Here is a 26,937-nt window from a genome sequence, read left to right as displayed (position 1 = left end):
GGTTCTTGAAGCATGTATAGATTACGCAGTAGGAAGAGAATTATGGATCATTTGGAGTGCTTTATCCACAATTTCCTCTGCTGCATATATACCAATTTCATTTGTTCTTACAATGTGAGGTAATAAACTTCCTTGTTTTGTTTCAAGTTCACCGTGAAGAGGAGCAATGGCATGATTTGCCCTTTCTAACATGCATAGATCAAGTAAAGAATCACCAGCAGTAATTACGGTTTTTGCCTGAAGTTTTTCTTGTACATATTGGACAGCATCCCATTTGTTCACAGGCTTTGGCACAAAATATAATTTTCTGCCTTGTAATGAATGAGTCCATCCTTGTTGATCGAGCCAAGTTGTGAATGACTGTAATTCGTCGTATGGAATATTGTCACGCTTAATGATGCAGTAGTGAAATAAATCATCAGCTGTTTTTTGTGAAAGAACCCATTCTTCATGAGAAATATTTTGAAATTCTGTTAGAACGTCTTCTTTTTCCATACATGTTGTTAAGCGCTCCGTTTGTATGTTTTTCCAAGTGGCATCTAACTTACCGTTATGAAGGATATTACCGCCATTGCTTGTAATCGCATATTCCGGAACGACTTCTGTTTGAAATAGTGTAATGCGCTGAAACTGTTCAATGGTTCGAGTTGTAACAGGGATGAATTGAGCTTGTAATTGCAGTTCTTTTAATAACGAGATAGCTGTATGTGTCATAAAAGAAATTTCTTTGTTGTCTAACGTTTCAATCAGTTGAATGTGTTCATCGTCTATAGAAGCACGAAATGATTTCCGAGAATAAATGAGCGTTTGATCAAGGTCACTTGCAAAAATCATGAAATTTTCCTCCCAAGAGGTGTGATGAGCCCACAGCACGAATAAGTCATATCTTTATAGAGCTCTACTGGAACATTTTTTTCTTGTGCTAGAAGTAAAATGTGCTTTAAGTCTGGATTGTTTTCGTCCTGGATTAAAATTTTCCATGGCATCCGTCTTAGTAAAACACGCGTTGTTTCTCCAACTCCTGGCTTCACTAAATTTATATCCTCTATTCCAAAATACTTTTGAATAGAGGCAATATCTTGCATACCTTGCCAAGATGGCTCTGTATAGGTAGTGATAACGTGCTCTAGTTGCTTTGTTACATCAGCGCTAATAGAAGGGAATAACGCTGTGATTTCGTCAATAAAGAAGTTAGATAAATCTTCTGTTTCTAGTTCTTTATAATACTTGGCACCGTGAAAATCATTTGGGCCAATATATGTTTCATTTAAAACTGTGCGACTAATTAATCCTGATACGGTCGCATTTAAGCAAGCGCTTGGAATGAGGAAATCTTCTCGTGTTCCATATATAGAAGTACAATGGCCTGGATCAGCAAGTACAGCCATGCAGTCCGAAATATATTCATGGTTCTTTTCGTTAAATGTATGTACTGCTTGGCGCAGTTCTTTTTTTATGGCACCTTTTCCAGTCCAGCCATCAATGAACTGAATCGTTTGATTTGGATGCTGCTGTAAAATATAGTGAAGTGCATTCTCATCAATGCCGCGTCCCCGAATAATAGAAACGCAATAATGTGGCAATTCGAGATGATATTGATAACGAATATACCGTTTTATTAAAACGCCAATTGGTGTACCGGCTCTTGCTAGTGATACGAGTACAAGATTCTTTCCTTTCGTCTTTATAATTTGCTCAGCTACAACGCCGATAGCAATGGCTAGCTTCCGTTTGTATTGCTCGAGTGAAGCAAAAAATAAATCCATATAAGGCTTAGATGGATTATATTCAATCGGAAGCATTTCAGAGTAATGTGTGCCCGATTGAATTGCTTGTTCTCTGTCTTCTGTTGTTCTTTCTTCTATGGCATCACTAATATTTTTTAATAGAAAAATAGCATCTTCTTTCGCATAGCTGCCGATAAGCTGTATTGTTTTAATCTCAGTCATATTTCTTCACCCTCGCTTTCTGTTAAGCTCTTAAATGAAACGATATGAATGACCGGAATAACCGTTTGTAATTGTGTAAGAAGAGGATGAAAAGCATCTCCTTGCAAATTACGCTCTATAAAAAGAAAAACTTCATCGTAATCTCCGGGCTGGATGTTATAAAAATAATTTGTAACTGCTTTGTTTTCGGGGCTTTCATAGGAAAAACGATTATGAATAGCATATTGTAGATCATCTGCGTACGGGTGAATCGGACTACGCGTTGTTGATTGATACGAAATATTTGTCCCCATTTCAGCGGCAATCCGCATTGGAAGGTACATAAATTCACCGGTTCCTAAGCAGAGTGTCTGTTTACCTTTTCGTTTTTTCTTTAAATCATATCCAATCTTTCTAGCAAAAGAGTGGATATGATTTTGATCATCGGATGAAATGCCAAAGCGCCCGGTGTAGTTTATGTAGCTGATATCATGATGTACAGATGTATACGGTAAAGTAGGGCATGGAAGTATATGTTTTTTTATCTTGGACTCTATTGATTTATCAATCATTTCACCATGCGAAGAAGAACTAGCGATCGGACTACCGATTACGTCAATTGAGCCGCTTAATAGAGAGATTACATGAATCGTAATATCAAGTTCTTGCTCGAGCTCTGTAAATTGCTTTCGATGTGCATCTGAGCGCCAATCTAATAAAGAAGCGACAATATATTCTTTTCTTGGAAACTTTTCTTGAATGGATCTGATGATATTAAGGGCGGTTTTTCCTGTTGTTATTTCATCATCTACCAGGACGATAGGCTGTTCATTTTGAAAATAGCTTTTGTCCACATAACAACGATGAGATGTCGCATGAGAATGTTCTTCTTCAAATGTAATGACAGAATCGATTTGTGAGATTGTTTCCCTTGTTGTATGAACATATTTCGCATTTTGAAAACATTGAAACATCGAATGACCTAATGCGGTAGCTGTTTCTGCAAATCCGATAAATAAGACTTCTTTATCTAAAGGGAATTGGTACTGCAGAATTGCTTCCGGTTCATGATTCGTACGGTCTTTAGAAGAAATCAGATTGAGAATTTCTTTTTGATATGGATGATTTGTATGATGCAGTACCTCCATATATCTTGCAGCAAGAGCACAGCCTCCAGCTAAAGAGATTGCAGGTGGAACGGGAAGATGTTTTCCTAAAATGGTGCTTACGAATAAAAAACCACGTTTTTTATTGATTCTTGCAGCCATTTGGAATAGTTGATCTGGCGATAATAAATATGGATTATGTAGCACATCTATATGAACCTTTATTTTATTTAAAATGTGGTACGTGTATGTTTTGCTTTGGTTCTTCGGTAAGGAGATCGATGAAAGTTTGTTGTTCATGTAGCACCCCATAAATATTAGATTTCAGAAGTGTTTTACGTGCCCAATTATAATGCGGCTTCACTTCATTCATTTTGTTAGAAAAGCTGCTTTTCATCACGCCGTTATACGTCTGGGCCGCTTCGAAAATAGCTTTTGCATCTAAATAATCCTCTAACGTTACAACATGCATAGCTTGAATGAGTTTAATGTGAGAAGGATGAATGACCGTTTTTCCAATTAATCCATTTGCCTGATCGAGCAAGACTTCATGAATTAATCCGTCCTCGTACCGATGAAGCATGTTCTCACGCATTGTAAGCCCGGCGTTTCCAAATGATTCACGAAATGGTGTTTGACGGAGCTGTGGTTTGAGTACGCGCGGATTGTTTCCGAAGTACTCCCACACCGGTCCAGATATAACATATTCATCTGCTTTTCTAGAAAAAATATTAATAATATCAGAAATACAATCGCGAATAATCGAAATGTCATAGATTGTCGTATCTTTGTTACGACGAATGCCGAATAGCCCTGAGAAATCGGTCGCCCCAATTCGGACATTCAAAATAAAATCACGGTAAGAATCTAAGATTTCCTTAATTGCTAGTAATGTATCAATACGAGTTTCTTTATAAATAATTTCAGGAGACTCTAAAATAGGCATCCCATAAAGTGAAAGTGAATAGGTTTCGTTTATATCCTGTAGCTCACGAATGTAAGACATTCCGTTCGCCGGAGTGAACTTAGGAAACACAAAACCGCTTATACAATGGACGGCGCTTCCTAGTTCATGAACGAGCGAATCCATTTGCTTTGGTTCACGAATCCGAATAAAGAGTAGTGGTATGTCTGATGGATGAAGCTTGCCAGTATCCATCATATGAGCTAGTAGTTGCATCTGTATGACAACATTTTGCTCGGCAAGTTTCACATCCCAATCACTAATAGAATCTTCTAAACAAAGTACAATCGATGTCGTACCTTCGAGCCTTTTTCTAACGATGTCATCTGCAATGGTTCTCTTTGTTCCAGGTGTATATAGAGTAGCACCTAATGCGTAAGCTAGTTGATCTTTCGCGGAATCCTTTGAAAATGTAATGGGTTCTTGGTAGAAAAGGTTCTGCTTTTCTTCAAGGGATAGATAGGAAAAATGCTGCATATTGTCACCACCTTATTTAGAGCCTGCGACCCAGTTCATGTTCCATTTATAATGTTGATCCATGTCTCGGTGTCCTTTAAAATATTTCACTAATTTTTGTACTTTGAATGTCTCATCATTTACATTTTCAAGCATTGCAATTGCACATGTACTCAGGCCATTACGGTGTTCATCCATTTTCACAACAATGTCTGGTCCATTTTCTTGTTTTAATGTAACAACACCGTCAACTTGTGACCAATTGGCTGCGCCTTCGTAAATATAAGAGAAAATTAATATTCTTTTTATTTCATGAATCATGTTTCCGTTAATGCGTAAATTTTCTCCTGTATTTGAAGCCCCCGTGCGATCATCTTGATCTAAATGAATGTAAGGCTCACTATGAAATGAACCAAACGTATTTCCAAGCGGTTGTACAACGCCTTTCCAACCATCTTTAAATTCAAACAAACAGCCTAAATCTAAATCTACTTGAGGTGAGAGATTTGCCGCTAAAGATGAGAAAAATCCTTTTTGTTTTGGAGCACTTTGCTTACTCCAATTTAAATTCACTGCAATTTCGCCAAGAGGTTTGTCCGTTTTTTGTAAGTTGATCGTATCTCCAGATTTTTTTAGTTCAATTTTGGAAAGGTTAATATGTTTTTGACTAGAAGAAGGTTTAATCTGTTTATTTGTTTTTTCAAAAAGGTTAGGTGTTATATGAGATAATCCGAATTGATGAGAAAGTTCTGTGAGCCCTCCTTGTATTCCTCTACCGATAGCTCCAAACTTCCACTCGCCCTTATAACGGTAAACTTCACAGGCGATTAATGCAGTTTCAGATGAAAATTGTTCTGTAAGGTTATAACGAAACATTTCTTCATTATTCATTGTATTGATAATACGGACGTAGGATTGCTTTACTTGGCCAAAGGTTTGCATGCGTGCCAATGCATCGTGAATGGTAATAGTGAACATAATTCGTTCGATATGTAATGGAATCTTTGAAAGCGAAATGGAGATTTCTTCATCATCTCCAGAACCCTTACCTGTACGATTATCTTTTGAAAGTGTAATCGTGCCTTGCAGAGAAGATTGCTGTTTGTAAAATACGATATGCTCTGAAGTTGTTAGTCTACCGTTTGAATCCAATAAAAAAGCAGCAGCATCTAAATCGAATGCATGTGAATTTGTAGGAAGATCCCAGCCGAGACCTATTTTTATATGAGTTAATGTAGGATTTGTTTTTGTTAAATCTACCTTCTGTCCTTTACATAACTGTAGGGGCATTTCGATTCCACCTCATTTAGAATAATTACTTTAATCGTAACACGCTAACAAAAGATTTCCAATTTTGTATTTTGAAAATTTACAAACTTTTCGAAAATGGAAGGTGAATTTCAGGATTTATGTAGAACTTTGTTAGTAAGGAGTTTTTTAGAAAGGAATGAAGAAAGAAGATGAATATCCACAAACTAACAGGAGAAGAAGCAAAAGAAATCAATACATGGCAGTATGAAGAACCGTATTCGTTATATAATTTTTCAGGAAGTGAAGAGACAATAGAAGAACTATTAGATGGAACATATTATGGCTGCTGTAATGAATATGGGGAATTGATAGGTTACTTTTGTTTTGGAGAAAATGCGCAAGTACCAGGGGGAAGGGATGCGAAGTTATATATAGGTGAGGATACTGTAGACATTGGGCTTGGCATGAAGCCACATCTAACGGGACAGGGAATGGGAAAATCTTTCTTGAAAGTTGGTTTCCAATTTGCTTTAAAAGCGTTCCAGCCCAAAAGAATTCGTTTAAGCGTTGCTGCTTTTAATAAGAGGGCGATTACATTGTATGAGAACGTTGGGTTTCAAAAGAATGTTTTGTTTATGAGCAGGGGGAGAGAGTTCCTGCTCATGGAGTATGATTTAGATGAATGCCGTTGTTAACAAATGTGTTATGACCCTGTCCAAATTAAGCGTATAACATAACCGAAAAAAATAATGTAAGAGAGCATGTTCCACTTATTGTACGAACCAACCCTTTTTATCTAATGAGTGCTAAAATGATAGATAAGATACTATTTGTCATAATAGTGCCTTCTAGTGAAGGTGTAAGGCGCTGTGTTCATGTGAGACATAGAAAGAATGTGACGGAGGCAACCAGTGCGAAAAGTAGAAAAAGCCAAGAAAAGATTTGCTTTTTAAACATCAGAACACCCCTGTGTGAACGTTCGGAAATATTTTACATAAATTGTATATAGGATTGCAATTTATGTAAATGAAAGAACCCACCTCTTTGTGTAAAGGGGTGGGTTCTTATTTTTAGGGTTTTACCTTATTCTGCATGCTCGGCACGATGCGCCAAACGACTAGACGCGGCTGCAGCGATAGCACCTACAATATCATCAAGGAATGTATGAACTTTTCCAGATGATTTATCATTTAAGTATTCTAAAATACCTGGTTTTAATTTATCGATATATCCAAAGTTTGTGAAACCGATAGAGCCGTACACGTTTACAATGGAAAGGGCGATTACTTCATCCACTCCGTATAAACCTTCATCACGCTTTACAATGTCTTGTAATGGTTCGCTCAACATTCCTTTTTCGGTAAGAACGTCTAACTCGATTCCTGTAATGAGCGCATTTTGTACTTCACGCTTGGATAATACACGTTCTACATTGTAACGACATTCTGACATTTCTAAATTTGGATGGTATTTCTTTTGAAGAAAATGAACAAGCTCCGCAATATCATCGATTGTTACACCACGTTCCTGTAGTAGTTGTAATGCTCTTTCTTGTAGTTGATTCGATTCTTTCATGTTATCACCTTTTTTTCTTTTTATTATTTGTATACGTTTTACTGCTTTATCATGTGCATAGGAATGAAAGGCGAGCACAAGCTCATATATATATAGAAAAACCATAGGTGGCGACTATGATGATTCAGCATATTTATGAGCATTATCAAATGCATGTCAAAGAATTAATCCCTCTTGGCCCCTATAAAAGCTTTTGGATTCGTAATAAAATTTATGTACTTCTTCCAATTGGGGATATGGAGGAAGATGTACTTGTTGAAATGAAAAAATTAAGCGATTATATGAACCAGCAAGGGGATATTACTGTTGCAACCTTCGTTCCGACGGTGCACGGTTACTATGTAAGTGAGATAGAAGAAAAAAATTACTGTTTATTAAAAGGTATGCGTTTGCTTGATCGACATGCTACTTCGTTAGGTAACGAGCTTTCTTTATTTCATAAACGAGGCGCCTTTTTTCCAGAAGAAATAGAACAATTAAGTCGCATTGGTGAATGGAAGTCATTATGGGAAAAAAGGCTCGATCAATTAGAGCGATTTTGGCAATCACAACTTATGAATCAGCCGTCAGATGTATTTGATCAACTATTTATCGAGTCTTTCCCATATTATTTAGGCGTTGCTGAAAATGCAATTCAATATGTTGTAGATACAGAAATAGATGATACACCTCAGCTTGCCGACGCAGCAACGATCTGCCAAGAACGCTTTACCCCTTTATTATGGCAGCAAACCAATAAATTAAAAATCCCCATCGATTGGGTATATGATCATCCAAGCAGGGATTTAGCGGAATGGATTCGATACGTATTCACGGAAAAGAAGAAAGATTGGGAACAAACAATTTTCCAGTTTGTATCGGATTATGAGAAAAACTATGCCCTCTCTTCTTTTGGCTGGCGCCTACTATTTGCGCGCCTTCTCTTTCCACTTCATTACTTTGAAACGGTGGAACAGTACTATCTGACAGGAAATGAAGAACAAAAAAATATGTACCGAGATCGCTTAGAAGACATTTTACACGATGTGAACCGTTCAGAGCAATTTATGAAGCATTTTTATGAATTCCTCCGTTTGCCTGTTGAGAAGCTCGGGATTAGAAAGTTGGATTGGTTGTCCTAATAGGAATTTATAAAAAAGAGACCAATGGTGGTCTCTTTTTTATGGATATTTAGTTTCAGCGATTCTAAGCAAGCCGCATCCGCTTTTAGATTATCCCGCTCCAGCGGCTAGAATGTTCGGTGGCTTCGCTTCTTCCGACGAGGCCAAAAACGCCTCTATGTCAGAAGCTCCATCCCCCTCACATTCTAAGCAAGCCGCATCCGCTTTTAGATTAAAATACTTGTTCTACTTCGATAACGCCTGGTACTTCTTCAAGTAGTGCGCGTTCGATACCAGCTTTTAATGTGATTGTAGAACTTGGGCAGCTACCGCATGCACCCATAAGGCGTAGTTTTACAATACCTTCTTCAATATCTACTAATTCAACGTCACCGCCATCACGAAGTAAGAACGGGCGTAATTTATCTAATACTTCTAATACTTGTTCTTGCATATTTGGGTTTTCCATTTTTATCGACTCCTTTCATCCATTTTATTATAATCAAGATACAGGGGAAAATCTATTTTTTCTGTTCTTGTTTTAATGTCAAAATATTGTATCATGTTTACAACGTGTTTTTTCAGTATAGGGGATGAGAAATGAGCTTGTAAAGAGATGTGTTTATAAGGTAAGTCATCTCGGCGTACTGTTAGAACAGAGAAGTGGGGGAGAAAGAATGGTAAATGTTCAAGTATATGGGGCAAAAGTAATTTGTGCGAGCTGCGTTGGAATGCCATCTTCGACTGAAACATTTGAATGGCTACAAGCGGCAATTGGTCGTAAATATGAAGGACAAGATGATAAATTTAAGTTTGAATACGTTGATATTCAAGAAGAGCAAGATGATGCTGAGAAGCAAGCTTTTGTAGAGCGGGTAATTGAAGAGGATTTATTTTATCCGGTTGTTCTTGTAAACGGTGAAATCGTTGGAGAAGGAAATCCTCGTTTGAAGGACGTATACGAAGAAATTGAGAAATATATATAAGAAAAGCCTTTGTGGTTGCAAAGGCTTTTCTTATATATCTGTATGGAAAAAATAGTTATTAAAGGTAATTTTATTAAGGAGGATGCATGTGAAGGGTGTAGTGAAACAGGAGTTGCCAGAGGAAGTAACGAGTCTAATGGAGCAATATGTGATGGGATTACAAGATATTTTCTTAAATGAAAAATTAATTGGGGTGTACGTATACGGTTCAATCGCTCTAGGTGCATTTCATTTGGGGACGAGTGATGTTGATTTTGTAACAGTAACGAGGGAGACAGTCAGTGAATTTGAGAAGTTGCAAATAAGTGATTTACATAAAAAATTGAGTAAAAATAAGCTCGGAGGACGGATGGACGGTATGTATATCCCGCTTGCTGATTTAGGAAAGAATAATCAAGAGATAGAGCAGTATGTCTATTGTGCTGATGGGAAAGTTAACGTAGGTCACTGGGATGTGAATGCTGTGACGTGGTGGACGTTAAAGAACCATGGAATTACTGTGACTGGAGAAGAAGCAAGTGAACTTCCGTTTGAGGTCTCATGGAATAGGGTTGTAGAAACAATGAAATATAACGTAGAGCAATACTGGGGTGAAAAGGCATCACGTACATATTTGTTTTTAATTGAAGAATGGGTAGAATCAGCCGTTGTAACGATGGGCCGTATTTTGTATACGTTAGAGCATAAAACAATTGTTTCAAAAGATGAAGGATTACAATATATGATGAAATCGTCCACTGATAAATGGATGCCTTTGCTACAAGAGGTAGAGCGGATACGTCATAATAAGGGAAAGAAACGAACGATTTCCATTTGGAAGCGGGCAGATATGACGAAGAAGTATTTGCTTAGTGGGATAGAGGAATGTCGGAAGAAGTGGGAAGGGTAGTTTATTTCAAAAATTAAGATGGTGCGGATATAAAATAGTAAGACCTCTGTAGTAGTTACTATAGAGGTCGGTTTGTAGATGAAGTTATACACTACTTAGCTACTCATTATTATGCTGTGGAAGTATCCTCGTCTTTACGTACTTCAAAAAACTCATTTTTGCACAAGTATTTAAAAATTCTTTGTGTAACTTGCTCTTCTTGATCTAATAAGAAGCGATGATCAAACGCGTAGAATGATTGTCCTTGAATTAATTTAACGTAATACATTATATATACCTCCATTATAGAACGATACAAATTTAAAGATTCATTACTTATAATATCCATAAATTGGTTTAAAATACTTGGAATGTTAATCAGGGATTTTAAATAGAAGTATGAAGAATGGAAATATGCAAATATGAAAATAAACACTGTAATCAATAAGGAGATAGTTAATATAAAAGAGTTCACAATAAGATGTGAACTCTTTTATATTAACTATTTTTCCATCGCTCTAATTTATTTTCAACAAGCTGTTTCATCTCGCCTACTGTAATATGCGGAAGGGCGAATTTTTCATTTTCATAGCAATGACTGCAATACGTTGTACTTTTTTCGCCATTTTTTTCTGTACCGCCACCATTTTCATCTTTTGAAAATGGCATGCCACAGCTTTGACAGTTCTTATGTTTCTTCATGAAATTCGCCTCTAAGATTCCATCTTTTTTAACTGACACCGCCTATTAAAAAATGTTTTATACCCAAGTTGTAAAAAGATAATGACAGAAAAAGCTGTACTTCCGGAAATACCAAGTATAATCACAATTTGATATTGAATGGCGGTAAACGGTGAAATTCCTGATAAAATTTGTCCTGTCATCATACCTGGGAGACTAATGATTCCCATTCCGACCATAGAATTAATCGTTGGCAAAATAGCTGAGTCGAAAGCATCTCTTATAAGTGGGGTAGCTGCTTGTTTTGGGGTTGCTCCTAGCATCAGTGCACCTTCAATTTGCTCACGTTGTGATTTTATAGTTTTTAAGAATGTATTTGCACCGAGCGACACACCGGTCATGGCATTACCAATGAGCATTCCAGCGATTGGAACGATATATTGCGGAGCATACCAAGGGTCGTGACCAATGATGACAAAGATAAATAATAAAAGTGGTCCGATTGATCCTGCAATCATTGAGAGTGCGGCCACACGTTTTAACTCTTTTGACATAGGGATATTAACTCGCTTATAAATGTTAAAAGTAGCAAATGTAGTAATAGAAGTAATAATAGCAATTGTATAAAATGGATTACTATTTTCAAATATGTATGTAAGTACGTATGCAATAAGCACAAGTTGAATGGTCATACGGAATGTAGCGATCGTAATTTGTTTTTCACGTGGTATTCCTTTTAATTTTACAAGGCCGATTAAAATGATAATGAAAATATATGCTGCAGCAAGTTGCCAAAGTTGTAATTCAATAACGCCCTTCAAATGCGTGCACTTCCCTTCTAATAGCACCTTTTGTTTTATTAATTTCAATAATGTCGTCTGCTATTTCTTCTGGAAGTAGTTGTGAGTGGGTAATAAAGATAACAGTTTTCTTTTTTTGTTTCGCAATTGTAGTGAAATTTTTCATGACGCGTTTTTCTGTATCAGCATCTAATGCAGATGTTGGCTCATCTAATAAATAAACGGGCGGGTCCATAAGTAAAACACGAGCTAAGGAGAGTCTTTGTTTTTCACCACCGGATAATGAGGAAGCGATATCTGTTAACTCTTTTTCTAAGCTTACAATTGCGAGAGCTTCTTGTAGTGCTTCATCAGGTGGTAAAGATTTCTCCGAAAAGCGAAGCCCTATTAACAAATTATCTTTTACTGTTCCGTCAAATATTGGAGGAGTTTGTCCTAGCATAACGACTTCACGGCGTAATTGAATAGGCGGATAAGACGAAATGGGGGTACCGTTATATTTAATTTCGCCAGTTGTTGGTGATTGTAGATCATTGAGCAGGCGAAGTAACGTACTTTTTCCGCTACCACTTTCACCGATGATGCAGGTGGTTTTTTCTTTGTGGATCTCTAAGTAAGGAATATGTAAGATGTCTTTATATGTTACGTCTTTTAATAAAAACATAATTTTCTCCTTTCTGATTCTATATAAATTCAATTTGTTTTTATATATTCATATCGTATCAAAAAAGGAGAAAAATAGAAAAAACAAGAGCGACCCGCTCTTGTTTTTCTGTTTAGCCATTATGATGTTTGTACATCCATAGAATACCGGACTTTAAAAGTCTAGGCACTCTGCCCATTAATGGTTGATTTGCCAATAATCCAAATCCATGTTTCTTACCGAGAGAGCCGAGAACGCCTTTTAATTTAATAACAGGTAGTTCATCAGGAAGTGGCTCATTGTTCCAACGTTTTAATAATATTTGGACAATTTGTTCACCTTGGCCTTCAGCAAGTTGTGCAGATGGTGCATGTGGAAGAGAAGCGCAATCTCCTACAACATAAACACGCTCATTGTTCGGAATATTATGATATTTTGTTAATACAACCCGCCCGCTACTATCTTGCTCGACTGGAAGGTTTCGAACAACTTCGTTTGCTTGAATACCTGCTGTCCATACGATTGCATCGCATTTAAGCGGTTCATCATGGTTGTACACAACATTTGGTTCTACTTTCGTAATGTCAGAGTTTCGTATAATCGTAACATTATGCTTTACGAACCACTCTTCTACGTATCTACTTAATTTTTCTGGGAACGGGAATAAAATGCGATCCTTTCTATCAAATAAGTAGATCTTTAAATCAGAACGACTTTCCCGAAGTTCACTTGCAACTTCAACGCCGCTTAAACCAGCACCGACAACAGCGACAGTTGCATTCGGTTCCAAACCATTTAATTGTTCGTACGTTTTACGAGTTTGTTCAATTGATTGAAGGCTATGTGTATATTCTTTCGCACCTGGTACGTTATGATATTTGTCTTCGCAGCCAAGGCCAATAATTAAGTCATCATATTCGACAACTTCGCCTCCATCAAGATGAACGGCTTTGTTTTCAAGGTCAACATTCGTTACAGTGCCGTATTGAATGTTGAGACGCGGGTGTTCAGGAAATGGAATGCGAATATGCGTTTCTGAAATTGTACCCGCTACTAATGCGTAATATTCTGTTTTAAAACAGTGGTATGGTACTTTGTCGATTAATGTCACTTGGACATCATCTGGAAGTTGATTGCTTGGAAGAAGCCGTTGCAGAATTCTCATGCCACCGTAGCCACCGCCCAGTAATACGAGGTGTTTCATGATGGATTACCCCTTTTCTGTTGAAATATCCCCTAATCATACAATTATATATTGAAAAAATATTTTGACTTTACTCACTCAAATTATATCGAATTTGTGAACAAATAACAATGCATGAATGTGTACTCTGTTGTACAATAAGAAGAAAAGTGGACAAACTGTTTTGATTTGTATGTTGGAAAAACAACAGATAGGTTAGAAAAAACGATAGAAGCTGCCATTTCCTTCGGGTGAAACCAGAAGAGGGAAATGAGTGGAGATCTTTTTCTGATTTCATAGCAGTGATTTATATGTTGGGAAATCCAAGTGAATTGATATAGAGAAGATCTTTCGATTTGAAATGAAGTAGTGAAGCAACGAAATATTGTAGTAGGTGTAATGGAAACAACAAGAAACAGCTTAGTTTTCTTAGTATAGATTTATTTTTTTGAGGTACAGGGGGGATAGTTTTGATTAAGCCATTAATCGAGTTTTGTGTAGGTAACCTTGCGAGTGGATCACAAGCAGCGTTAGAAAAATTAGAAAAAGATCCGAATTTAGATGTCATGGAATATGGTTGTCTGGGGTATTGTGGTATTTGTTTTGAAGGTCCTTTTGCACTGGTGAATGGTGAAGTTGTACAAGGGACAACGGTAGAAGAGCTTGTGAAGAATGTATATGATTATTTAGATGAAAACCCAATGTTTTAAGGCGTTGCACTTGAGCAACGTCTATTTTATTTGTTTCATCAGAGTGAAAATTCTTTTAGAGGAAATGCTAACAAAGAATTTGAACTTTAGAGGTGACAGAAAAAATATTATTTAGGTACTCGCTGGTCTTTTCGGTTTTCCAGATGTGTTACTGCAATTTATATTAGATTACATGTTTTCATTGCTTGCTTTTGTCATTGGTGTACCCTGGACAGAAGAGGTCATTGCAGCTGAGCTGGAACACTTGCTAATTTATTGAGTGCTGCAATTGCAGGGATGTTTGTATGAATAAAAAAAAGGCCCTTTCCGAGAAGGGCTTTTTTCTTACACAATGTGTGTAAGAACGGCTCTTATATAAAAGCCATCAAAATGTTGTCAAATATGAGAAACGGGGGACGTTCTTATTGTGTTCCAAAAGCATGCATTTTATACTTAGAACAACAAATTTTTTTTGGAGTGAATGAGGATGAACCAATTTTCTTTTACAAAAATGCATGGTCTTGGGAATAGTTATATATATGTAAATATGTTTGAAGAACAAATTCCAGAAGAGGCACTATCTCTTGTAGCGGAAAAAGTATCAAATATCAACACTGGAATTGGTGCGGATGGAATGATTTTAATTTGTCCATCAGAAGTAGCACAAGTGAAAATGCGCATGTTTAATAATGATGGCTCAGAAGGAAAAAGCTGCGGGAATGGACTGCGCTGCGTAGCGAAATATGCGTATGAGCATAAACTAGTAGAGGAGAATGTTTTTACAATAGAAACATTGGCCGGAATCGTAACGGCTGAAGTGACAGTAGAAGACGGTATCGTTACCTTAGCTAAAATTGATATGGGAGCACCTCGTTTAACTCGTGCAGAGTTACCGATGCTTGGAGAGGGAGAAACGCCGTTTATTCGTGAAGATTTCCTATACAATAATCATCGCTATGCGTTTACTGCTGTTTCGATGGGGAATCCGCATGCGGTTATTTTCGTTGATGATGTGGAAGAAGCACCACTTACAACATTAGGTCCAGTACTTGAGACGCATGAGATGTTCCCGGAACGAGTGAATGTTGAATTCATTGAAGTTGTAAATGAAAATGAAATGAATTTCCGCGTTTGGGAACGTGGATCAGGTGTGACGCAGGCGTGTGGCACAGGGGCATGTGCAGCAGTTGTGGCAGCAGTATTGAATGAAAAAATGAAGCGTGGTGAAGAAATTACGGTTCATTTAGCGGGCGGAGATTTAATGATTGCCTGGACAGAAGAAGGGAACGTTTTGATGAAAGGTCCAGCGGAAGTAATTTGCCGCGGAGTGTATGAGTACAAGATAGAAGCGTAAAGATGTATAATAGAACGAGAGATGAAAGGAAGGTGGATTTCATGATTGATGTAACAGAACAAGCGGCATTTCAAATTAAAGATATGTTAAAAGATGCTGAAGAAGGAGAGAAATACGTTCGCCTTGCTGTACATGGCGGTGGATGTAGTGGTCTTTCTTACGGCTTAGGATTTGAAAGAGAACCAAATGAAGATGACACAGTTCTTGAGTTTTATGGTGTTGAATTTGTTATTGATAAAGAAAGTGCTCCGATTGTTAAAGGAGTAAAAATTGACTATAAGCAATCGATGCTTGGCGGTGGATTTACAATCGATAACCCGAACGCAATCGCATCGTGTGGATGTGGATCATCTTTCCGTACAGCTTCGAATGCTGGTAAGCCAGAAGAGTGTTAATCATAACCTTCTCACAAATGAGTGAGAAGGTTATTTTTTATTATTTTACAAACTAGTTGTGAAATAATTGTTTTTATTAAATTCACATAATGTTCAAACAAATAGGTTTAAAAACTCGGAAGTTATAGTATTCTTGAATTAAGAATAATTTTTCGACAAATAAAGACAAAAAATTTATGGTAATCGAAAAATTTTATTTTATATCTGTGATTACACAGACAATAAGGAGAAATGATTATGGCGAACAAACGTTGTAAATTACTTCATAAATCGTTTAAAGAATTGGTAAAAGAAAATAAACAAAAGATATTAAATGATAAACAAGAGATGGAAAAAATTGAACAACGTATTGAACAACGTTATACAATTAATAAATCGGCTTCCTAATTAAGATACGAAAACGTCGTTGATATACAAAAAAGAAGATAATCGACTAGGTGCAGTAGTTGGTTATCTTCTTTTTTGTTTTTTTAGTGTGTAATCTTACAAAAGTGTAATGCTCATGTCACGTTTTTGAATTTCTCCTTAAATGAAAAGGGATTATGATAGCAGTATAATAAAAAACACATGAGGTGAAAGACATGAAAAGATATATTGCACTTTTTAGTATTTTAGTTGTATTTGCTAGCTTGTTAGTTGGTTGTGATTTAAACCGTATGGGAAAAGATACGTATTATGTTCAAATTACGGCTGATGGAAAAGAATACAAGGGAAAATCTGATAATGGTACACCATATACAAATTACCAATATAAATTAGCGGGATTTGATGAAGAGGGTAAAGAAAAAACAATGGAATTTAATGCACAAAAAAATCTTCGCAAAGAAGCGTTCCTACGTGTATACTACTCCGATAAAAAAGGTGTGACAGCTTGGGAAGAAGTGAAAAAAGACGAGCTGCCTGCAAAAGTGAAAGAAAAATTAGGTGTGAAATAATGAAGAAGGAGTTGGGGTATGGGCCAGCTCCTTTACTTATTTTCAAAATCTTCTTCTGAAATGACTGTAAAGCCATGTCTTCGAAGCAATGCAGTTGTTACACCGTAACCCTCTTGTTTGTTTCCATTAAATTCGCCCGTATAAATGGTGGAGCTTCCGCAAGACGGACTACGTTCTTTTAAAATGATGTATTCGGGATGTAGATCTTTTATTTCTTTTAATGCTTTATAAGCGCCTTGGACAAAGGCTTCTGTTACATCGTTCCCCTCTTTATCTATCACCTTTGCTTTGCCGTCTAGTACATCATCACCATTGCCACCAATAATTTCTGCTGAGGGGCGTGGCGTTGGTAATCCACCTAATACTTCTGGACAGACAAGAACGGTTTCTTCTTTCTGCAATAGCTCTTCTATTTTTGAGATTAGATTGTCATTTCCGTCGTAACGACAAGCAATACCAGCTAAACAGGCACTAATTACAATCATGGTTTCTACCTCAGTTCATTAAGAAAATTTTTTGAAAACGCCCATTTTGCTTCATGGGACCTATGTATATATGGGGTGATGAAAATGGGAACTTTCTATAACTTAATGAAAACATATAGCGAATTTCAAAGTAAAGAAGAATTCAATGTATATCAGCAGCAAATTTTCGTACGTTATCAAGCTGATATAAATAAAACAGATTTTTTAGTAATTCGTTTGTTAGGGAGATATGCAATTAATGAAAAACAAAAAACAGTCGGAGTCGCTTGTCCGTTAATGGAAACAATTGCGACTAAAATAGGAAAAAGTATTCGTACGGTGCGTCGCTCTGTTGCGAAATTAGAAGAACTCGGGATTATTGAAAGGATCCCTACGAAAGAGAGACATAAGCGCGGGGGATATAGTGCAAATTTGTATGTGTTTCGTAAAGCTGCCATTGACCGCATGGATGGCCGTATGAAAATGACCGCATGTGAAAATGCGGAAAATGTAGATGGGTGTAAGAAGGAAGAGGTGCGAGAAGAAAGGGAAACGATTCTTTTTAAAAACTCTTCTAAAGAAGTACAAAAGAAAAAAACAACGTATGAGCTTGATGAGACATATTGTCGTCATGATATTCCGGCTAAGTTTGTACATGCGATTGTACCAATGTCACGGAATCCGCAAACAATTAATGTGCTTTGGAGTAAAGTAGAACTGGCTTATAAAAAGAGCGGATTATTAGAGCAAGGTGTATTTTTGGAACAGCTGCTTGTTGATGAAGATATTCAGGGAAAGCTTATCTGGCGTGTGAAAAGTGTTGTCAGAGCGTATAAGTTAGGGGAAATTCGGAAAGATGTTAAGGCTCTTTTGTATAGTACGATGCGAGATCTATTTTTAGATATTGAGTTAGAATGGGGGGCGGCTATAAGAAGGAGCACGAAGGTGACGTTATTTGATCCATTCAAAAAAGAGTCATGCGTGTAATACATGACTCCTCTTAATCAATCAAATTTTCGTACAACAGGAACGCGAATCGCAACAAATAATACGAAGATAATAACTGCGATAGCGCCGCTTTTCATAATCGTCACAATCGGAATACCAGCAGCAAGTGCGAGTGATGTGAATGCATAGGAAAGCGGGATGAAGCCCATGGATGAAAGCATCATTAAGCTCATGACACGGCCCATCATTTCTTCTTTGACGGTAGATTGAATCATCGCCATTAATGGAACGATGGCCATGGCAATTGTAATACCGTAGAAGGCGCCTGCGAGTAGTGCTTGCCAAAGTGCTGTACTGAAGTTAATAGATAGGAAGAAAACGCCAGATAACAGCATCATAATGATACAAAATAAGCCGCGTCTACGATTAATGTTCTTAAGACCAACAATGACGGCACCGATTGCCATACCTGCTCCAACAGCAGCTTCTAAATAACTAAATTGAAGCGAGTCACCATGAAGAACGTTTTTGACAAATAGCGGGAAACCAACTTGCATTGGACCGATTAAAAATAGATTTAAAAAGGCACTACAGATGAGAAATGTTGAAAGAAAAGGCGATTCCTTTACGTATAAAATTCCTTCTTTAATAGATGTAAACATACCTTTATCTTTATCTGTTTTTTCTTGTACTGTAAATTGTATTTTTTGGACGAGTATAGCAGCAATAATGAGGAGCAGAATGGTAATGGAAAAGATGGTCTCATAATTACTAAACTTAATGAGAATCCCACCAAGTACAGGTCCTAAAATTACTGATGCTTGGTTCGTCATTTGTGTAAGTGAATTCGCCTGTGTTAAGCGATGCTTTTCTACAAGTTCAGGGAGAATGGAACCGTCTGCTGACCAAAAGAAGGCATCAGCTAATCCGAACAACAAAGCAAACAAAGCAAATGTATATAAGGTCACATGACCAACGATAAACCAAGTTAAAATCGTTGCGACAAGAAGTGCACGAACGATATTTGAGTAAAACATAATATTTTTTTTCGGGAATTTATCTGCGACAGCTCCCCCAACAATCATAAAGACGAGCCTTGGTACGCTAAGCGCAACAAAGACAACGCCTAGTGAGGCCTCAAGATTTAATGTTTTTGCTATGTACCACGTTTGAGAAAATGTAAAAAAGGCTAAGGCAAAACTTGAAAATAGAGTAGCTGCCCAGAGGAATAGGAAGTTTGTATTTTTTAATAAAGGTGTTCCACTTTCTGCTGGAGCAGGTTTGTTTTGTTGTAGTTCCTCCATATTGCTTCCTTTCTATGTAACCATTTTGAATGGATATAAAATCCTATTAACAATCGTTTTATACAGTTTTTAATATTTCTATACTGCACTTTTTCATTGTAGACAATAATTGCACATTTGCCCAGTGGATTTTTTAAGGCAAGATAAGAAGAAGCGAATGTGATTCCGGTAGAAAATAAAAAAACCATCAGACGTTCTCTTCCCTTGGAGTAGTTGATGGTTTTTCTTGTTAGGATTTCATAACTTGGATTCCTTTTATGATATTCCAGATAAAGAAGTACAGGCTAATGATACCGCAAATACATACAGTGATAATAGCACCGATACCAAGTGTTACATCGGGCTCATTGGAACCAAGTCCCATAATTCCTAATACAATCATCGATATAAAGGCTGCAATACTTGGAATAATATGTGTCCATAAAGCTTTTTTTGCATGAGCTTTCGTCTCGCTGTCACCGAAAATCCAAACGATGATTGGGAAAAGAAGCGGTGCAAAGAAAATACTCCAGTAGGAAAAGGCGGATAATAATTTGTTTCCGTTCATGTAGGTCACCTCATAAGCTAGTGTTTGTTATTATACGTTTAGTATGCAGGCAAATGGAGTGAGGCACTATCGTTTTATCTTACAAAAACATGACAGTTTTGTAAGATTTGATGAGATAGGGTATATAAGGGCGCCGATATAATAAAAGTGTAGTGTAATCATGCAAAAAACGCAGCGATTATTCGCTGCATTTTTTGTGGAAAGAGTGTAAATCGATGAATTTAGCTAGTGCAATATAAATATCAATTTGGGCATCATTTGGATCAATAGATGTTCACCGTATCGTTCAGAGTCTATCGTGAAAGCGCGGTTGTTTTCTTTTGACCAGTTCCAAATATCTTGCCATGCTTCTGCGATAACTTTTGATATTGGACCTTTTCGAGTTGTAAATAACGCATATGTACAAGCAGGGATTGCAAGAGGTACTATATTTTTAGGGATATTTTCCAACGAAGAAACTGGCATGCCAATTGTGTATCTATATGCTCCGGTTTCATCGGACTCATAATTTGAATACACTGCTAGTGTTACTTGTGAAGGTTGGCTAGGAGTTAATTTATTCAAAAAGACTCCTTCTGTATGAAAGGAGTCCGCTTCACTTTATATATTAAAACATACTAGAACTATGCATTGGTTGCAGTTTTGCATTTGGATCGAAGTAAGCTTTGGCATTGTTTACCGCTGTTGGTGCTTCACCAAAGCCACATGCAATTAGTTTTACTTTTCCTTCATATGTACAGATGTCACCAGCTGCGTAAATACCAGAGATGTTTGTTTCCATTTTAGAGTTTACAACGATGCTGTTCTTTTGAATGTCTAAGCCCCAGTTTTTAATTGGACCAAGAGAAGAAACGAAACCATAGTTTACGATGACATCATCAACGTCAATAACAACCTTTTCTTCTGTTTTCACATGTTGCAGAACAACTTGTTCAATTTTGTCTTCACCAATTAGTTCAATTGGAACGTAAGGTGTTTTTACGTCTGCCCGAGAGTTCGTTAAGCTTTCTACGCTGTGCTCATGAGCACGGAATTTATCACGACGATGAACGATTGTTACTTGTTCAGCGATTGGTTCTAACATCATTGTCCAGTCTACAGCAGAGTCGCCGCCGCCAAATACAACGACGCGTTTCCCAGTGAATTTTTTCATATCATCAACGAAGTAGTGAAGGTTTTTTTTCTCGAATTTTTCTACTCCTTCTAATTCTAAACGGCGTGGTTGGAAAGCTCCGTTACCAGCTGTAATAATGACAGATTTAGAATAGTGTGTTGCTTTATTTGTTACAAGCTTAAATACGCCATCGGCTTGTTTTTCAAGTGTATCAACTGCTTCTTCTAAGCAAATAGTCGGCTCAAACTTTTTCATTTGTTCTTTTAAATTATCAACAAGTTCTTGCGCACGTACTTTTGGGAATCCGGCTACGTCATAAATATATTTTTCAGGGTATAGTGCGGATAGTTGTCCTCCAAGTTGCGGTAAGCTTTCAATAATTTTTACACTTGCCTGTCTCATGCCGCCATAAAACGCTGTGAATAATCCTGTTGGACCTCCACCGATAATCGTTATGTCGTAAACTTTTTGATTTTCTGTCACTATTTATTCCCCCTATAGATGGAATTTAGATATTGATTCCATATATTGTTCATATGTATACGGAAATCCTGCAAACAATATTGCAATTTACAATAAAAATGATAACATATTTCAGTTTAGAATACTGCAAGAAATGACTGAATTATATGTAAGCTTCTGCATAGATAGGATGAAAATGTATAAAATATACCGAGTAGGAAAATACATGAAAAAAAGGTTGAAAAACCCTTGAAAACGCTATGTTATTTTAAAATATTGATAATTCTCTAGGCGCTTGAATTATGAAATAAAACCGACTAATATAGGAAAGTATTATGTTAATTTTTTATGACAAATTTCGTACGATTTTTTGAATACGTTTTGTTATGCTTGAGAATGTGAGGAATTCCACATTCTTGACAAATTGAGTGTTTAGCACTTTGATTTTATTTTTGATTACTTATTATATAAAGAAAAGGGTTGTGATTCGGTGAAAACTCCAAAAATCGTAGTTTTAGGTGCAGGTTATGGCGGGATGATTACGACTGTTCGTCTGCAAAAAACATTATCTGTAAGTGAAGCTGAAATTACGTTAGTAAACAACAACAGCTATCACTACCAAGCAACTTGGTTACATGAAAGTGCAGCTGGTACATTACACCATGATAAAATCCGTCTCGATATTGAAGACGTTATTGATACAAACAAAGTAAACTTTGTGCAAGATACAGTTGTAGAAATTAAGGCTGCTGAAAAGCGCATTATCTTAAAAAATGGTGAGTTAACATATGATTACTTAGTAATCGGCCTTGGTTTTGAATCTGAAACATTCGGTATTAAAGGTTTGAAAGAGCATGCATTCTCTATTACTAACATTAATGCGACTCGTCAAATTCGTGAGCATATGGAATACAAGTTCTCTCAATATGCGACAGAAAAACGTGATGAGCTAGTAACAATTGTGGTTGGTGGTGCAGGATTTACAGGTATCGAGTATGTAGGTGAGCTTGCAAATCGTATTCCTGAACTTTGCAAAGAATATGATGTTCCACGTGAAAAAGCACGTATTATCTGTGTAGAAGCTGCTCCAACAGCGCTTCCTGGTTTCGATCCAGAATTAGTTGAGTATGCGGTAAAACAATTAGAGAAAAAAGGTGTAGAATTCCGAATCGGTACAGCAATTAAAGAAGCAACTGAAGAAGGTATTCTAGTTGCAAACGGTGATGATGCTGAGTTACTTAAATCTGAAACTGTTGTTTGGGCTGCCGGTGTTCGCGGTAACGGTATTGTGGAAGAGTCTGGCTTTGAAGCAATGCGTGGACGTGTAAAAGTTGATGAGTATATGCATGCTCCAGGTCATGAAGATGTATTCATGGTTGGTGACGCAGCGTTAATCATCAATGAAGAGATTAACCGTCCATATCCACCGACAGCACAAATTGCAATTCAACAAGGTTACAACATTGCACACAACTTAGCTGTGCTAGTTCGTGATAAAGGCGAAATGAAGAAATTCGTTTTCGATAACAAAGGATCTGTATGTTCATTAGGACATGACGATGCAATGGGCGTTGTGATGGGGAAAAAGTTAACGGGATGGAAAGCTTCCTTCATGAAGAAAGTAATCGATAACCGTTACCTATTCTTACTTGGTGGACCTTTATTAGTTCTGAAAAAAGGTAAACTAAAGTTCTTTTAATATATAGTAGAAAAGAGCAGAAGCGGCTATGAGTCGCTTCTGCTCTTTGTGTTATACAAGCTTTTCTTAAACTTCTATCGTGCATTCAGTGTATAAGTAGAAGTTCTTTTTGAACGAAAAGCAACAAAAAACCAAATTACATTTGTGATGGATACTGCTACGCAAAGCATGATGACTCCTAAGAAAGAGGAGGCGTTATAGTCACTTACGCGCATTGTAATAAATACGACTGTAAGTATCACGAGATGTATGAATAGCCCCATACCGCAAAGAAAAGCCATGATGAATCGCATTGCCTGTATTCCTCCTATATAAAGAAGTAGAGGTACAATATAAAATAGTAAAATCATGCCGATTGATTTCCACATGCCTAGAGAGTTAAATTTATTTGCATTAGGTCCCAAATCAGCAAGTGGTGAAAGTGAAGTGACAATTAAGAAAGAGCAGAAGAGTAATGCGGAAACTAATGTTACAAATACAATCCTGGACTTTTGTGATAGATTTCTCATTTTACTTTTTACTCCTTTCGTAATGAATAGGTGTGATGTAATATTCAAAGCAGAATTTTGAAGGGATTCGAGGTCTTTCTACAGAGGAAAGAATACCCTATATTCACATTATATCAAATATATGGAAATAAAGAAGGGTAGAAAGAAATGTAGTAACTGAGGAACAAGGGAAGATTATATTATTCTCACTGAAAAATATAGTATAATACATAGAAAAGAATGAATATTCTGTTCGTTTGACTGAAAGGGGTTTTACATCATGGGAAAGCGTGGGAATGTTTGGCTAGCAGTAAGTGGATTAGTGACTACAAAAGATGGTCGCTGGCTCTTCGTTAAGAAAAAATACGGGGGGCTAAAAGGAAAATGGTCATTGCCGGCTGGTTTTGTAAATGAGGGAGAAACAATTGATGAAGCTGTTAAACGTGAAATTTTTGAAGAAACAGGAATTCGGGCGCATATAAAAGGGGTTATTGGAATTCGTTCTGGAGTTATTCGTGATGAGATTAGCGATAATATGATTATTTTTTTACTCGAACCAGAAGGAGAAGAAATTACTGTACAAGAAAAGGAATTGTCTGAAGTAGCATTTTTACATCCAAAAGATATTGCATATAATCAAGATGCTTCTATATTAATTCGATATTTACTGGAAGGTCATACAGAATCACTTCTGAAGATGGATACAACATTAAATCCAGGAGATCAATTTGGATATACAGCCTATCATGTATTTACGGCAGGAGATAAGAAATAGAAGGAGTGGGAAAAAGTGAGTATTCCAGTATTACTTATTTCAATGATGTTATTTTTTATACTTTTCTTTGGAATTGGATTTTTACTCAATATGATTTTACGTGCTACTTGGGTAATGGTTATTATTTATCCAATTGTTTGTATGCTGATAATTAATAAAGCAAGTGTCTGGGACTACTTTTCAAAGCCGAAAGAAACATTTTCCTCATTTGGAACAAGTGTCTCGCATCTTGGACAAGCCGATCTTTTTATTCTATCCACAGGGTTAATAGGGGCGATTTTATCAGGAGTTGTGATAAAGAAACTTCGGAAAAGTGGTTATCAAATGTTCTAATCTCCAGTTTACTGGAGATTTTTTTTCTGCATATTTCTTAATCGTATAGGGAATGATGAACGATGAAGGAGTGTGGAATATAAAAATGTTAAAACGATATGGTATTCGCATTATGATGACTTGTTTACTTGTAGTCGCATTATGTGTGACATGGCAAGCGTTCACTGGAGTGTCTGTACTGGAGCTTGTAAAAACATATCAAGAAAGCAATGTAAAAGAAGTACATGCAGCAGAAAGAGGGCACCAAGTTGTTCCGAGTAAAGAAGTGATAAATGCTTTAGAACAGGGGAAAGACTGGTCTAAATATCGTGTAATGGAAATGACAGCAACTGGTTATACGTCAGGTGTAGAATCAACCGGTAAAAACCCTGGTCATCCAGAGTATGGCATTACATATTCAGGTGTAAAGGCTAAAAGGGACATATATTCTACAATTGCAGCTGATTTACGTGTATTTCCGATTGGGACCATCCTTTTTGTACCAGGCTATGGATATGGTGTGGTAGCAGATAAAGGTGGCGCTATAAAAGGAAATAGACTCGATTTGTACTATGATACGGTTCAAGATGTGTATAGTCAATGGGGTAAGAAAAAAGTAAATGTATATGTAGTGAAAATGGGAAAAGGTAAGTTTACAGAAGAAGAGTTAACGATGTTAAATCAAGACGAAACGATGCAAGTGTTCCGTGGTCAATATTTAAAACAAAGGTAGTCTAGTGGTAATAACACTAGACTACCTTTGTTTTTTATTCGAAAATATATTGGTTATTATTTGGAATGTATTGTCAACTGTGTTTGGAATGAAACTGATTTGTTGTATATGTTTACTAGGTTGGCTCAGTATATTTTTTTGTAGCCTCTTTTTTCATGAAAAGATTATGATATGATTTTTTAGGTTGAACAAGTTGTATGAAAATTTTCTAATTATTTTTCAAAAGGTAATAAAGTATTTTTTAGAAATAGAAAAGTGTAAATTTAGTTGCGATTTGTTTTGTGTACTATCCAGTAATTATGAGAGAAAAAATAGCAACTAAAAATTTTCATATCTTAAATGTAATCTTTGCTTTCATTGCAGCTGGAGTTACAATAACAAATTCAGCGATGTGGTTTATTGCGAGTCTTTTGGGATATAAGGGAACGAAGAGGAAACTTATTTGGACATTCATTCCTATCATTCTTGTAGTTGCGGCATTTATAGGGGTTATGCTAGTGAATCAAGTGCCTTTGCAAGAAGTGATAGGAGGTAGTACCCGTTTTACTCTTTAACAATAATTCCTAAAAGAGTATTTAAGATCTAAATTTGGAATGTTTATTCATTTACTGTTAGGATCACCATTAATTTTGGGTGATGTTTCTGAAACGCCTTTACGAACATTTCAAGATTTCTCTCAATTCAATGCGTTACCATCACATCCGTTAAGAGGGTGGATTGTGATTATAGTTGTATATGGCGCTGCAATATGGGCTATTGTAAACAATATATTTAAAAATCGTTTTGTCCTATTTTTGGCAGGATGTTTAGGTTTTAATGTTTTACTACATGGAATTGTCGGATTTGGATTGCCTGAAGCATTTATATATGGATCACATTTTATTTTTACATTACCTCTACTTTTAGCGTATGTATTTAAGAAAATAAATCGTTTAAAAATTATGGTGTTAAGTATAATTGTATTAATAATTGCTTTAAATAATATAGATAAAATTATTTATATCAATTTGCAGTATTAAAGCACCCAGTTTAATGTAATTAGTTTGACTAAATTAGATGATACGAAATTCTTATAAAAAAGAGTGCAGTGCCTGTCTACAAGAGGTATGCACTCTTTTTTGCTTTCCATCTAATCATAAACTTCATTGTGTAATCAGTTTGTGATTTTAGGAGAATC

Annotated in this window: 33 protein-coding genes and 1 pseudogene; 16 read left to right on the top strand and 18 right to left on the bottom strand. The window is 36.5% G+C overall.

Annotation, left to right across the window (positions count from 1 at the left end; genetic code table 11):
* Positions 1–21: 21 nt before the first annotated feature.
* Genes BLV40_RS22195 through BLV40_RS22175 form a run of 5 tightly spaced genes read right to left on the bottom strand, consistent with a single transcriptional unit; the run spans position 22 to position 5,744 of the window.
* Positions 22–834, bottom strand: a complete 813-nt coding sequence (locus BLV40_RS22195; RefSeq protein WP_026594200.1) for an HAD family hydrolase — start codon at positions 832–834, stop codon at positions 22–24.
* Complete coding sequence (locus BLV40_RS22190) at positions 831–1,949, bottom strand: cysteine protease StiP family protein (RefSeq protein WP_090693966.1); 1,119 nt, start codon at positions 1,947–1,949, stop codon at positions 831–833. Before BLV40_RS22190 ends, BLV40_RS22195 begins: the two co-directional genes overlap by 4 nt.
* Positions 1,946–3,334 carry a phosphoribosyltransferase family protein gene (locus tag BLV40_RS22185; RefSeq protein ID WP_090693963.1) on the bottom strand — a complete coding sequence of 463 codons (1,389 nt, stop codon included), beginning with the start codon at positions 3,332–3,334 and terminating at the stop codon, positions 1,946–1,948. The genes BLV40_RS22190 and BLV40_RS22185 overlap by 4 nt, the downstream gene beginning before the upstream one ends.
* Positions 3,261–4,475 (bottom strand): HpcH/HpaI aldolase/citrate lyase family protein, encoded by a 1,215-nt coding sequence (locus tag BLV40_RS22180; protein ID WP_090693959.1) that lies wholly within the window; start codon positions 4,473–4,475, stop codon positions 3,261–3,263. Before BLV40_RS22180 ends, BLV40_RS22185 begins: the two co-directional genes overlap by 74 nt.
* A 12-nt stretch (positions 4,476–4,487) precedes the next feature.
* The gene (locus BLV40_RS22175) at positions 4,488–5,744 is read right to left on the bottom strand and encodes a TerD family protein (RefSeq protein WP_090693955.1); all 1,257 of its coding nucleotides are present in this window, start codon (positions 5,742–5,744) and stop codon (positions 4,488–4,490) included.
* A gap of 170 nt (positions 5,745–5,914) precedes the next feature.
* Between BLV40_RS22175 and BLV40_RS22170 the strand changes: the two genes are divergently transcribed.
* Positions 5,915–6,400: a GNAT family N-acetyltransferase gene (locus BLV40_RS22170; RefSeq protein ID WP_026594205.1), complete on the top strand. Its 486-nt coding sequence runs from the start codon at positions 5,915–5,917 to the stop codon at positions 6,398–6,400.
* A gap of 388 nt (positions 6,401–6,788) precedes the next feature.
* Here the strand turns inward: BLV40_RS22170 and BLV40_RS22165 are convergent, their stop codons facing one another.
* A complete protein-coding gene (locus tag BLV40_RS22165; RefSeq protein WP_090693952.1) occupies positions 6,789–7,280 on the bottom strand; it encodes a phosphatidylglycerophosphatase A family protein in 492 nt (163 codons plus the stop codon).
* Between the two features lie 119 nt (positions 7,281–7,399).
* On the opposite strand from BLV40_RS22165, the gene yutH reads away from it, so the two are divergent.
* Positions 7,400–8,401, top strand: coding sequence for a spore coat putative kinase YutH (yutH, locus tag BLV40_RS22160; RefSeq protein ID WP_026594207.1), 1,002 nt, complete (start codon positions 7,400–7,402; stop codon positions 8,399–8,401).
* A 211-nt stretch (positions 8,402–8,612) separates the two neighbouring features.
* Here the strand turns inward: yutH and BLV40_RS22155 are convergent, their stop codons facing one another.
* The gene (locus tag BLV40_RS22155; protein WP_000431179.1) at positions 8,613–8,849 is read right to left on the bottom strand and encodes a NifU family protein; all 237 of its coding nucleotides are present in this window, start codon (positions 8,847–8,849) and stop codon (positions 8,613–8,615) included.
* Positions 8,850–9,057: 208 nt separating this feature from the next.
* Between BLV40_RS22155 and BLV40_RS22150 the strand changes: the two genes are divergently transcribed.
* Both BLV40_RS22150 and BLV40_RS22145 read left to right on the top strand, forming a co-directional pair.
* Positions 9,058–9,366 (top strand): YuzD family protein, encoded by a 309-nt coding sequence (locus BLV40_RS22150; RefSeq protein ID WP_090693949.1) that lies wholly within the window; start codon positions 9,058–9,060, stop codon positions 9,364–9,366.
* 88 nt (positions 9,367–9,454) lie between these two features.
* The gene (locus BLV40_RS22145; RefSeq protein WP_026594209.1) at positions 9,455–10,255 is read left to right on the top strand and encodes a nucleotidyltransferase domain-containing protein; all 801 of its coding nucleotides are present in this window, start codon (positions 9,455–9,457) and stop codon (positions 10,253–10,255) included.
* 109 nt (positions 10,256–10,364) lie between these two features.
* On the opposite strand, the gene BLV40_RS22140 is transcribed toward BLV40_RS22145, so the two are convergent.
* The 5 genes from BLV40_RS22140 to BLV40_RS22120 all read right to left on the bottom strand — a co-directional run bounded on the left by BLV40_RS22140 (position 10,365) and on the right by BLV40_RS22120 (position 13,562).
* The gene (locus BLV40_RS22140) at positions 10,365–10,523 is read right to left on the bottom strand and encodes a YqbF domain-containing protein (RefSeq protein WP_081811128.1); all 159 of its coding nucleotides are present in this window, start codon (positions 10,521–10,523) and stop codon (positions 10,365–10,367) included.
* Between the two features lie 209 nt (positions 10,524–10,732).
* Entirely contained in the window at positions 10,733–10,936 is a 204-nt protein-coding gene (locus BLV40_RS22135; RefSeq protein WP_051588622.1) for a zinc ribbon domain-containing protein, read from the bottom strand.
* A gap of 11 nt (positions 10,937–10,947) precedes the next feature.
* On the bottom strand, positions 10,948–11,736 hold the full coding sequence (fetB, locus tag BLV40_RS22130) for an ABC transporter permease (protein ID WP_090693946.1): 789 nt from the start codon (positions 11,734–11,736) through the stop codon (positions 10,948–10,950).
* Positions 11,720–12,379 (bottom strand): ABC transporter ATP-binding protein, encoded by a 660-nt coding sequence (locus BLV40_RS22125; RefSeq protein WP_090693943.1) that lies wholly within the window; start codon positions 12,377–12,379, stop codon positions 11,720–11,722. Before BLV40_RS22125 ends, fetB begins: the two co-directional genes overlap by 17 nt.
* A 112-nt stretch (positions 12,380–12,491) precedes the next feature.
* Positions 12,492–13,562 (bottom strand): NAD(P)/FAD-dependent oxidoreductase, encoded by a 1,071-nt coding sequence (locus BLV40_RS22120; protein WP_090693939.1) that lies wholly within the window; start codon positions 13,560–13,562, stop codon positions 12,492–12,494.
* Between the two features lie 449 nt (positions 13,563–14,011).
* On the opposite strand from BLV40_RS22120, the gene BLV40_RS22115 reads away from it, so the two are divergent.
* The 5 genes from BLV40_RS22115 to BLV40_RS22095 all read left to right on the top strand — a co-directional run bounded on the left by BLV40_RS22115 (position 14,012) and on the right by BLV40_RS22095 (position 16,914).
* The gene (locus BLV40_RS22115; RefSeq protein WP_026594213.1) at positions 14,012–14,251 is read left to right on the top strand and encodes a YuzB family protein; all 240 of its coding nucleotides are present in this window, start codon (positions 14,012–14,014) and stop codon (positions 14,249–14,251) included.
* Positions 14,252–14,717: 466 nt separating this feature from the next.
* Positions 14,718–15,584 carry a diaminopimelate epimerase gene (gene dapF, locus BLV40_RS22110; protein ID WP_090693935.1) on the top strand — a complete coding sequence of 289 codons (867 nt, stop codon included), beginning with the start codon at positions 14,718–14,720 and terminating at the stop codon, positions 15,582–15,584.
* Positions 15,585–15,625: 41 nt separating this feature from the next.
* Positions 15,626–15,979, top strand: a complete 354-nt coding sequence (locus BLV40_RS22105) for a HesB/IscA family protein (RefSeq protein WP_026594215.1) — start codon at positions 15,626–15,628, stop codon at positions 15,977–15,979.
* Positions 15,980–16,216: 237 nt separating this feature from the next.
* Positions 16,217–16,366, top strand: coding sequence for an FbpB family small basic protein (locus BLV40_RS22100; protein ID WP_170833692.1), 150 nt, complete (start codon positions 16,217–16,219; stop codon positions 16,364–16,366).
* 194 nt (positions 16,367–16,560) lie between these two features.
* Positions 16,561–16,914, top strand: coding sequence for a YxeA family protein (locus BLV40_RS22095; RefSeq protein ID WP_090693927.1), 354 nt, complete (start codon positions 16,561–16,563; stop codon positions 16,912–16,914).
* A gap of 32 nt (positions 16,915–16,946) precedes the next feature.
* Here the strand turns inward: BLV40_RS22095 and BLV40_RS22090 are convergent, their stop codons facing one another.
* A complete protein-coding gene (locus tag BLV40_RS22090; protein ID WP_026594217.1) occupies positions 16,947–17,399 on the bottom strand; it encodes a 2-thiouracil desulfurase family protein in 453 nt (150 codons plus the stop codon).
* Between the two features lie 84 nt (positions 17,400–17,483).
* Between BLV40_RS22090 and BLV40_RS22085 the strand changes: the two genes are divergently transcribed.
* Positions 17,484–18,365 carry a helix-turn-helix domain-containing protein gene (locus BLV40_RS22085; RefSeq protein ID WP_090693923.1) on the top strand — a complete coding sequence of 294 codons (882 nt, stop codon included), beginning with the start codon at positions 17,484–17,486 and terminating at the stop codon, positions 18,363–18,365.
* A 17-nt stretch (positions 18,366–18,382) separates the two neighbouring features.
* Here the strand turns inward: BLV40_RS22085 and BLV40_RS22080 are convergent, their stop codons facing one another.
* The 4 genes and pseudogenes from BLV40_RS22080 to BLV40_RS22065 all read right to left on the bottom strand — a co-directional run bounded on the left by BLV40_RS22080 (position 18,383) and on the right by BLV40_RS22065 (position 21,774).
* Complete coding sequence (locus BLV40_RS22080; protein WP_026594219.1) at positions 18,383–19,630, bottom strand: MFS transporter; 1,248 nt, start codon at positions 19,628–19,630, stop codon at positions 18,383–18,385.
* A gap of 229 nt (positions 19,631–19,859) precedes the next feature.
* Positions 19,860–20,177 carry a magnetosome magnetite crystal formation protein family gene (locus BLV40_RS22075; protein ID WP_026594220.1) on the bottom strand — a complete coding sequence of 106 codons (318 nt, stop codon included), beginning with the start codon at positions 20,175–20,177 and terminating at the stop codon, positions 19,860–19,862.
* 178 nt (positions 20,178–20,355) lie between these two features.
* Positions 20,356–20,726, bottom strand: a pseudogene (locus tag BLV40_RS22070) (GyrI-like domain-containing protein); the annotation flags it as partial.
* Between the two features lie 58 nt (positions 20,727–20,784).
* Positions 20,785–21,774 (bottom strand): NAD(P)/FAD-dependent oxidoreductase, encoded by a 990-nt coding sequence (locus BLV40_RS22065; RefSeq protein ID WP_090693920.1) that lies wholly within the window; start codon positions 21,772–21,774, stop codon positions 20,785–20,787.
* Between the two features lie 469 nt (positions 21,775–22,243).
* Here BLV40_RS22065 and BLV40_RS22060 point away from each other — a divergent pair, with 469 nt between their 5' ends.
* On the top strand, positions 22,244–23,452 hold the full coding sequence (locus BLV40_RS22060; protein ID WP_026594222.1) for an NAD(P)/FAD-dependent oxidoreductase: 1,209 nt from the start codon (positions 22,244–22,246) through the stop codon (positions 23,450–23,452).
* 74 nt (positions 23,453–23,526) lie between these two features.
* Here the strand turns inward: BLV40_RS22060 and BLV40_RS22055 are convergent, their stop codons facing one another.
* Complete coding sequence (locus tag BLV40_RS22055) at positions 23,527–23,961, bottom strand: DUF5391 family protein (RefSeq protein WP_090693917.1); 435 nt, start codon at positions 23,959–23,961, stop codon at positions 23,527–23,529.
* A gap of 259 nt (positions 23,962–24,220) precedes the next feature.
* Here BLV40_RS22055 and BLV40_RS22050 point away from each other — a divergent pair, with 259 nt between their 5' ends.
* The 5 genes from BLV40_RS22050 to BLV40_RS22030 all read left to right on the top strand — a co-directional run bounded on the left by BLV40_RS22050 (position 24,221) and on the right by BLV40_RS22030 (position 26,779).
* Positions 24,221–24,715 (top strand): NUDIX domain-containing protein, encoded by a 495-nt coding sequence (locus BLV40_RS22050; RefSeq protein ID WP_090693913.1) that lies wholly within the window; start codon positions 24,221–24,223, stop codon positions 24,713–24,715.
* Between the two features lie 15 nt (positions 24,716–24,730).
* Complete coding sequence (locus tag BLV40_RS22045) at positions 24,731–25,048, top strand: YuiB family protein (protein ID WP_026594225.1); 318 nt, start codon at positions 24,731–24,733, stop codon at positions 25,046–25,048.
* A gap of 85 nt (positions 25,049–25,133) precedes the next feature.
* Positions 25,134–25,760, top strand: a complete 627-nt coding sequence (locus BLV40_RS22040; RefSeq protein WP_026594226.1) for a 3D domain-containing protein — start codon at positions 25,134–25,136, stop codon at positions 25,758–25,760.
* A 281-nt stretch (positions 25,761–26,041) separates the two neighbouring features.
* Positions 26,042–26,314, top strand: a complete 273-nt coding sequence (locus BLV40_RS22035; RefSeq protein WP_090693906.1) for a hypothetical protein — start codon at positions 26,042–26,044, stop codon at positions 26,312–26,314.
* 165 nt (positions 26,315–26,479) lie between these two features.
* The gene (locus tag BLV40_RS22030; RefSeq protein WP_139265597.1) at positions 26,480–26,779 is read left to right on the top strand and encodes a DUF6080 domain-containing protein; all 300 of its coding nucleotides are present in this window, start codon (positions 26,480–26,482) and stop codon (positions 26,777–26,779) included.
* Positions 26,780–26,937 lie beyond the last annotated feature (158 nt).

The sequence above is a fragment of the Bacillus sp. 166amftsu genome, from assembly GCF_900107445.1.
Classification (GTDB): domain Bacteria; phylum Bacillota; class Bacilli; order Bacillales; family Bacillaceae_G; genus Bacillus_A; species Bacillus_A arachidis.
This window is presented reverse-complemented; position numbering and strand designations above follow the sequence as displayed.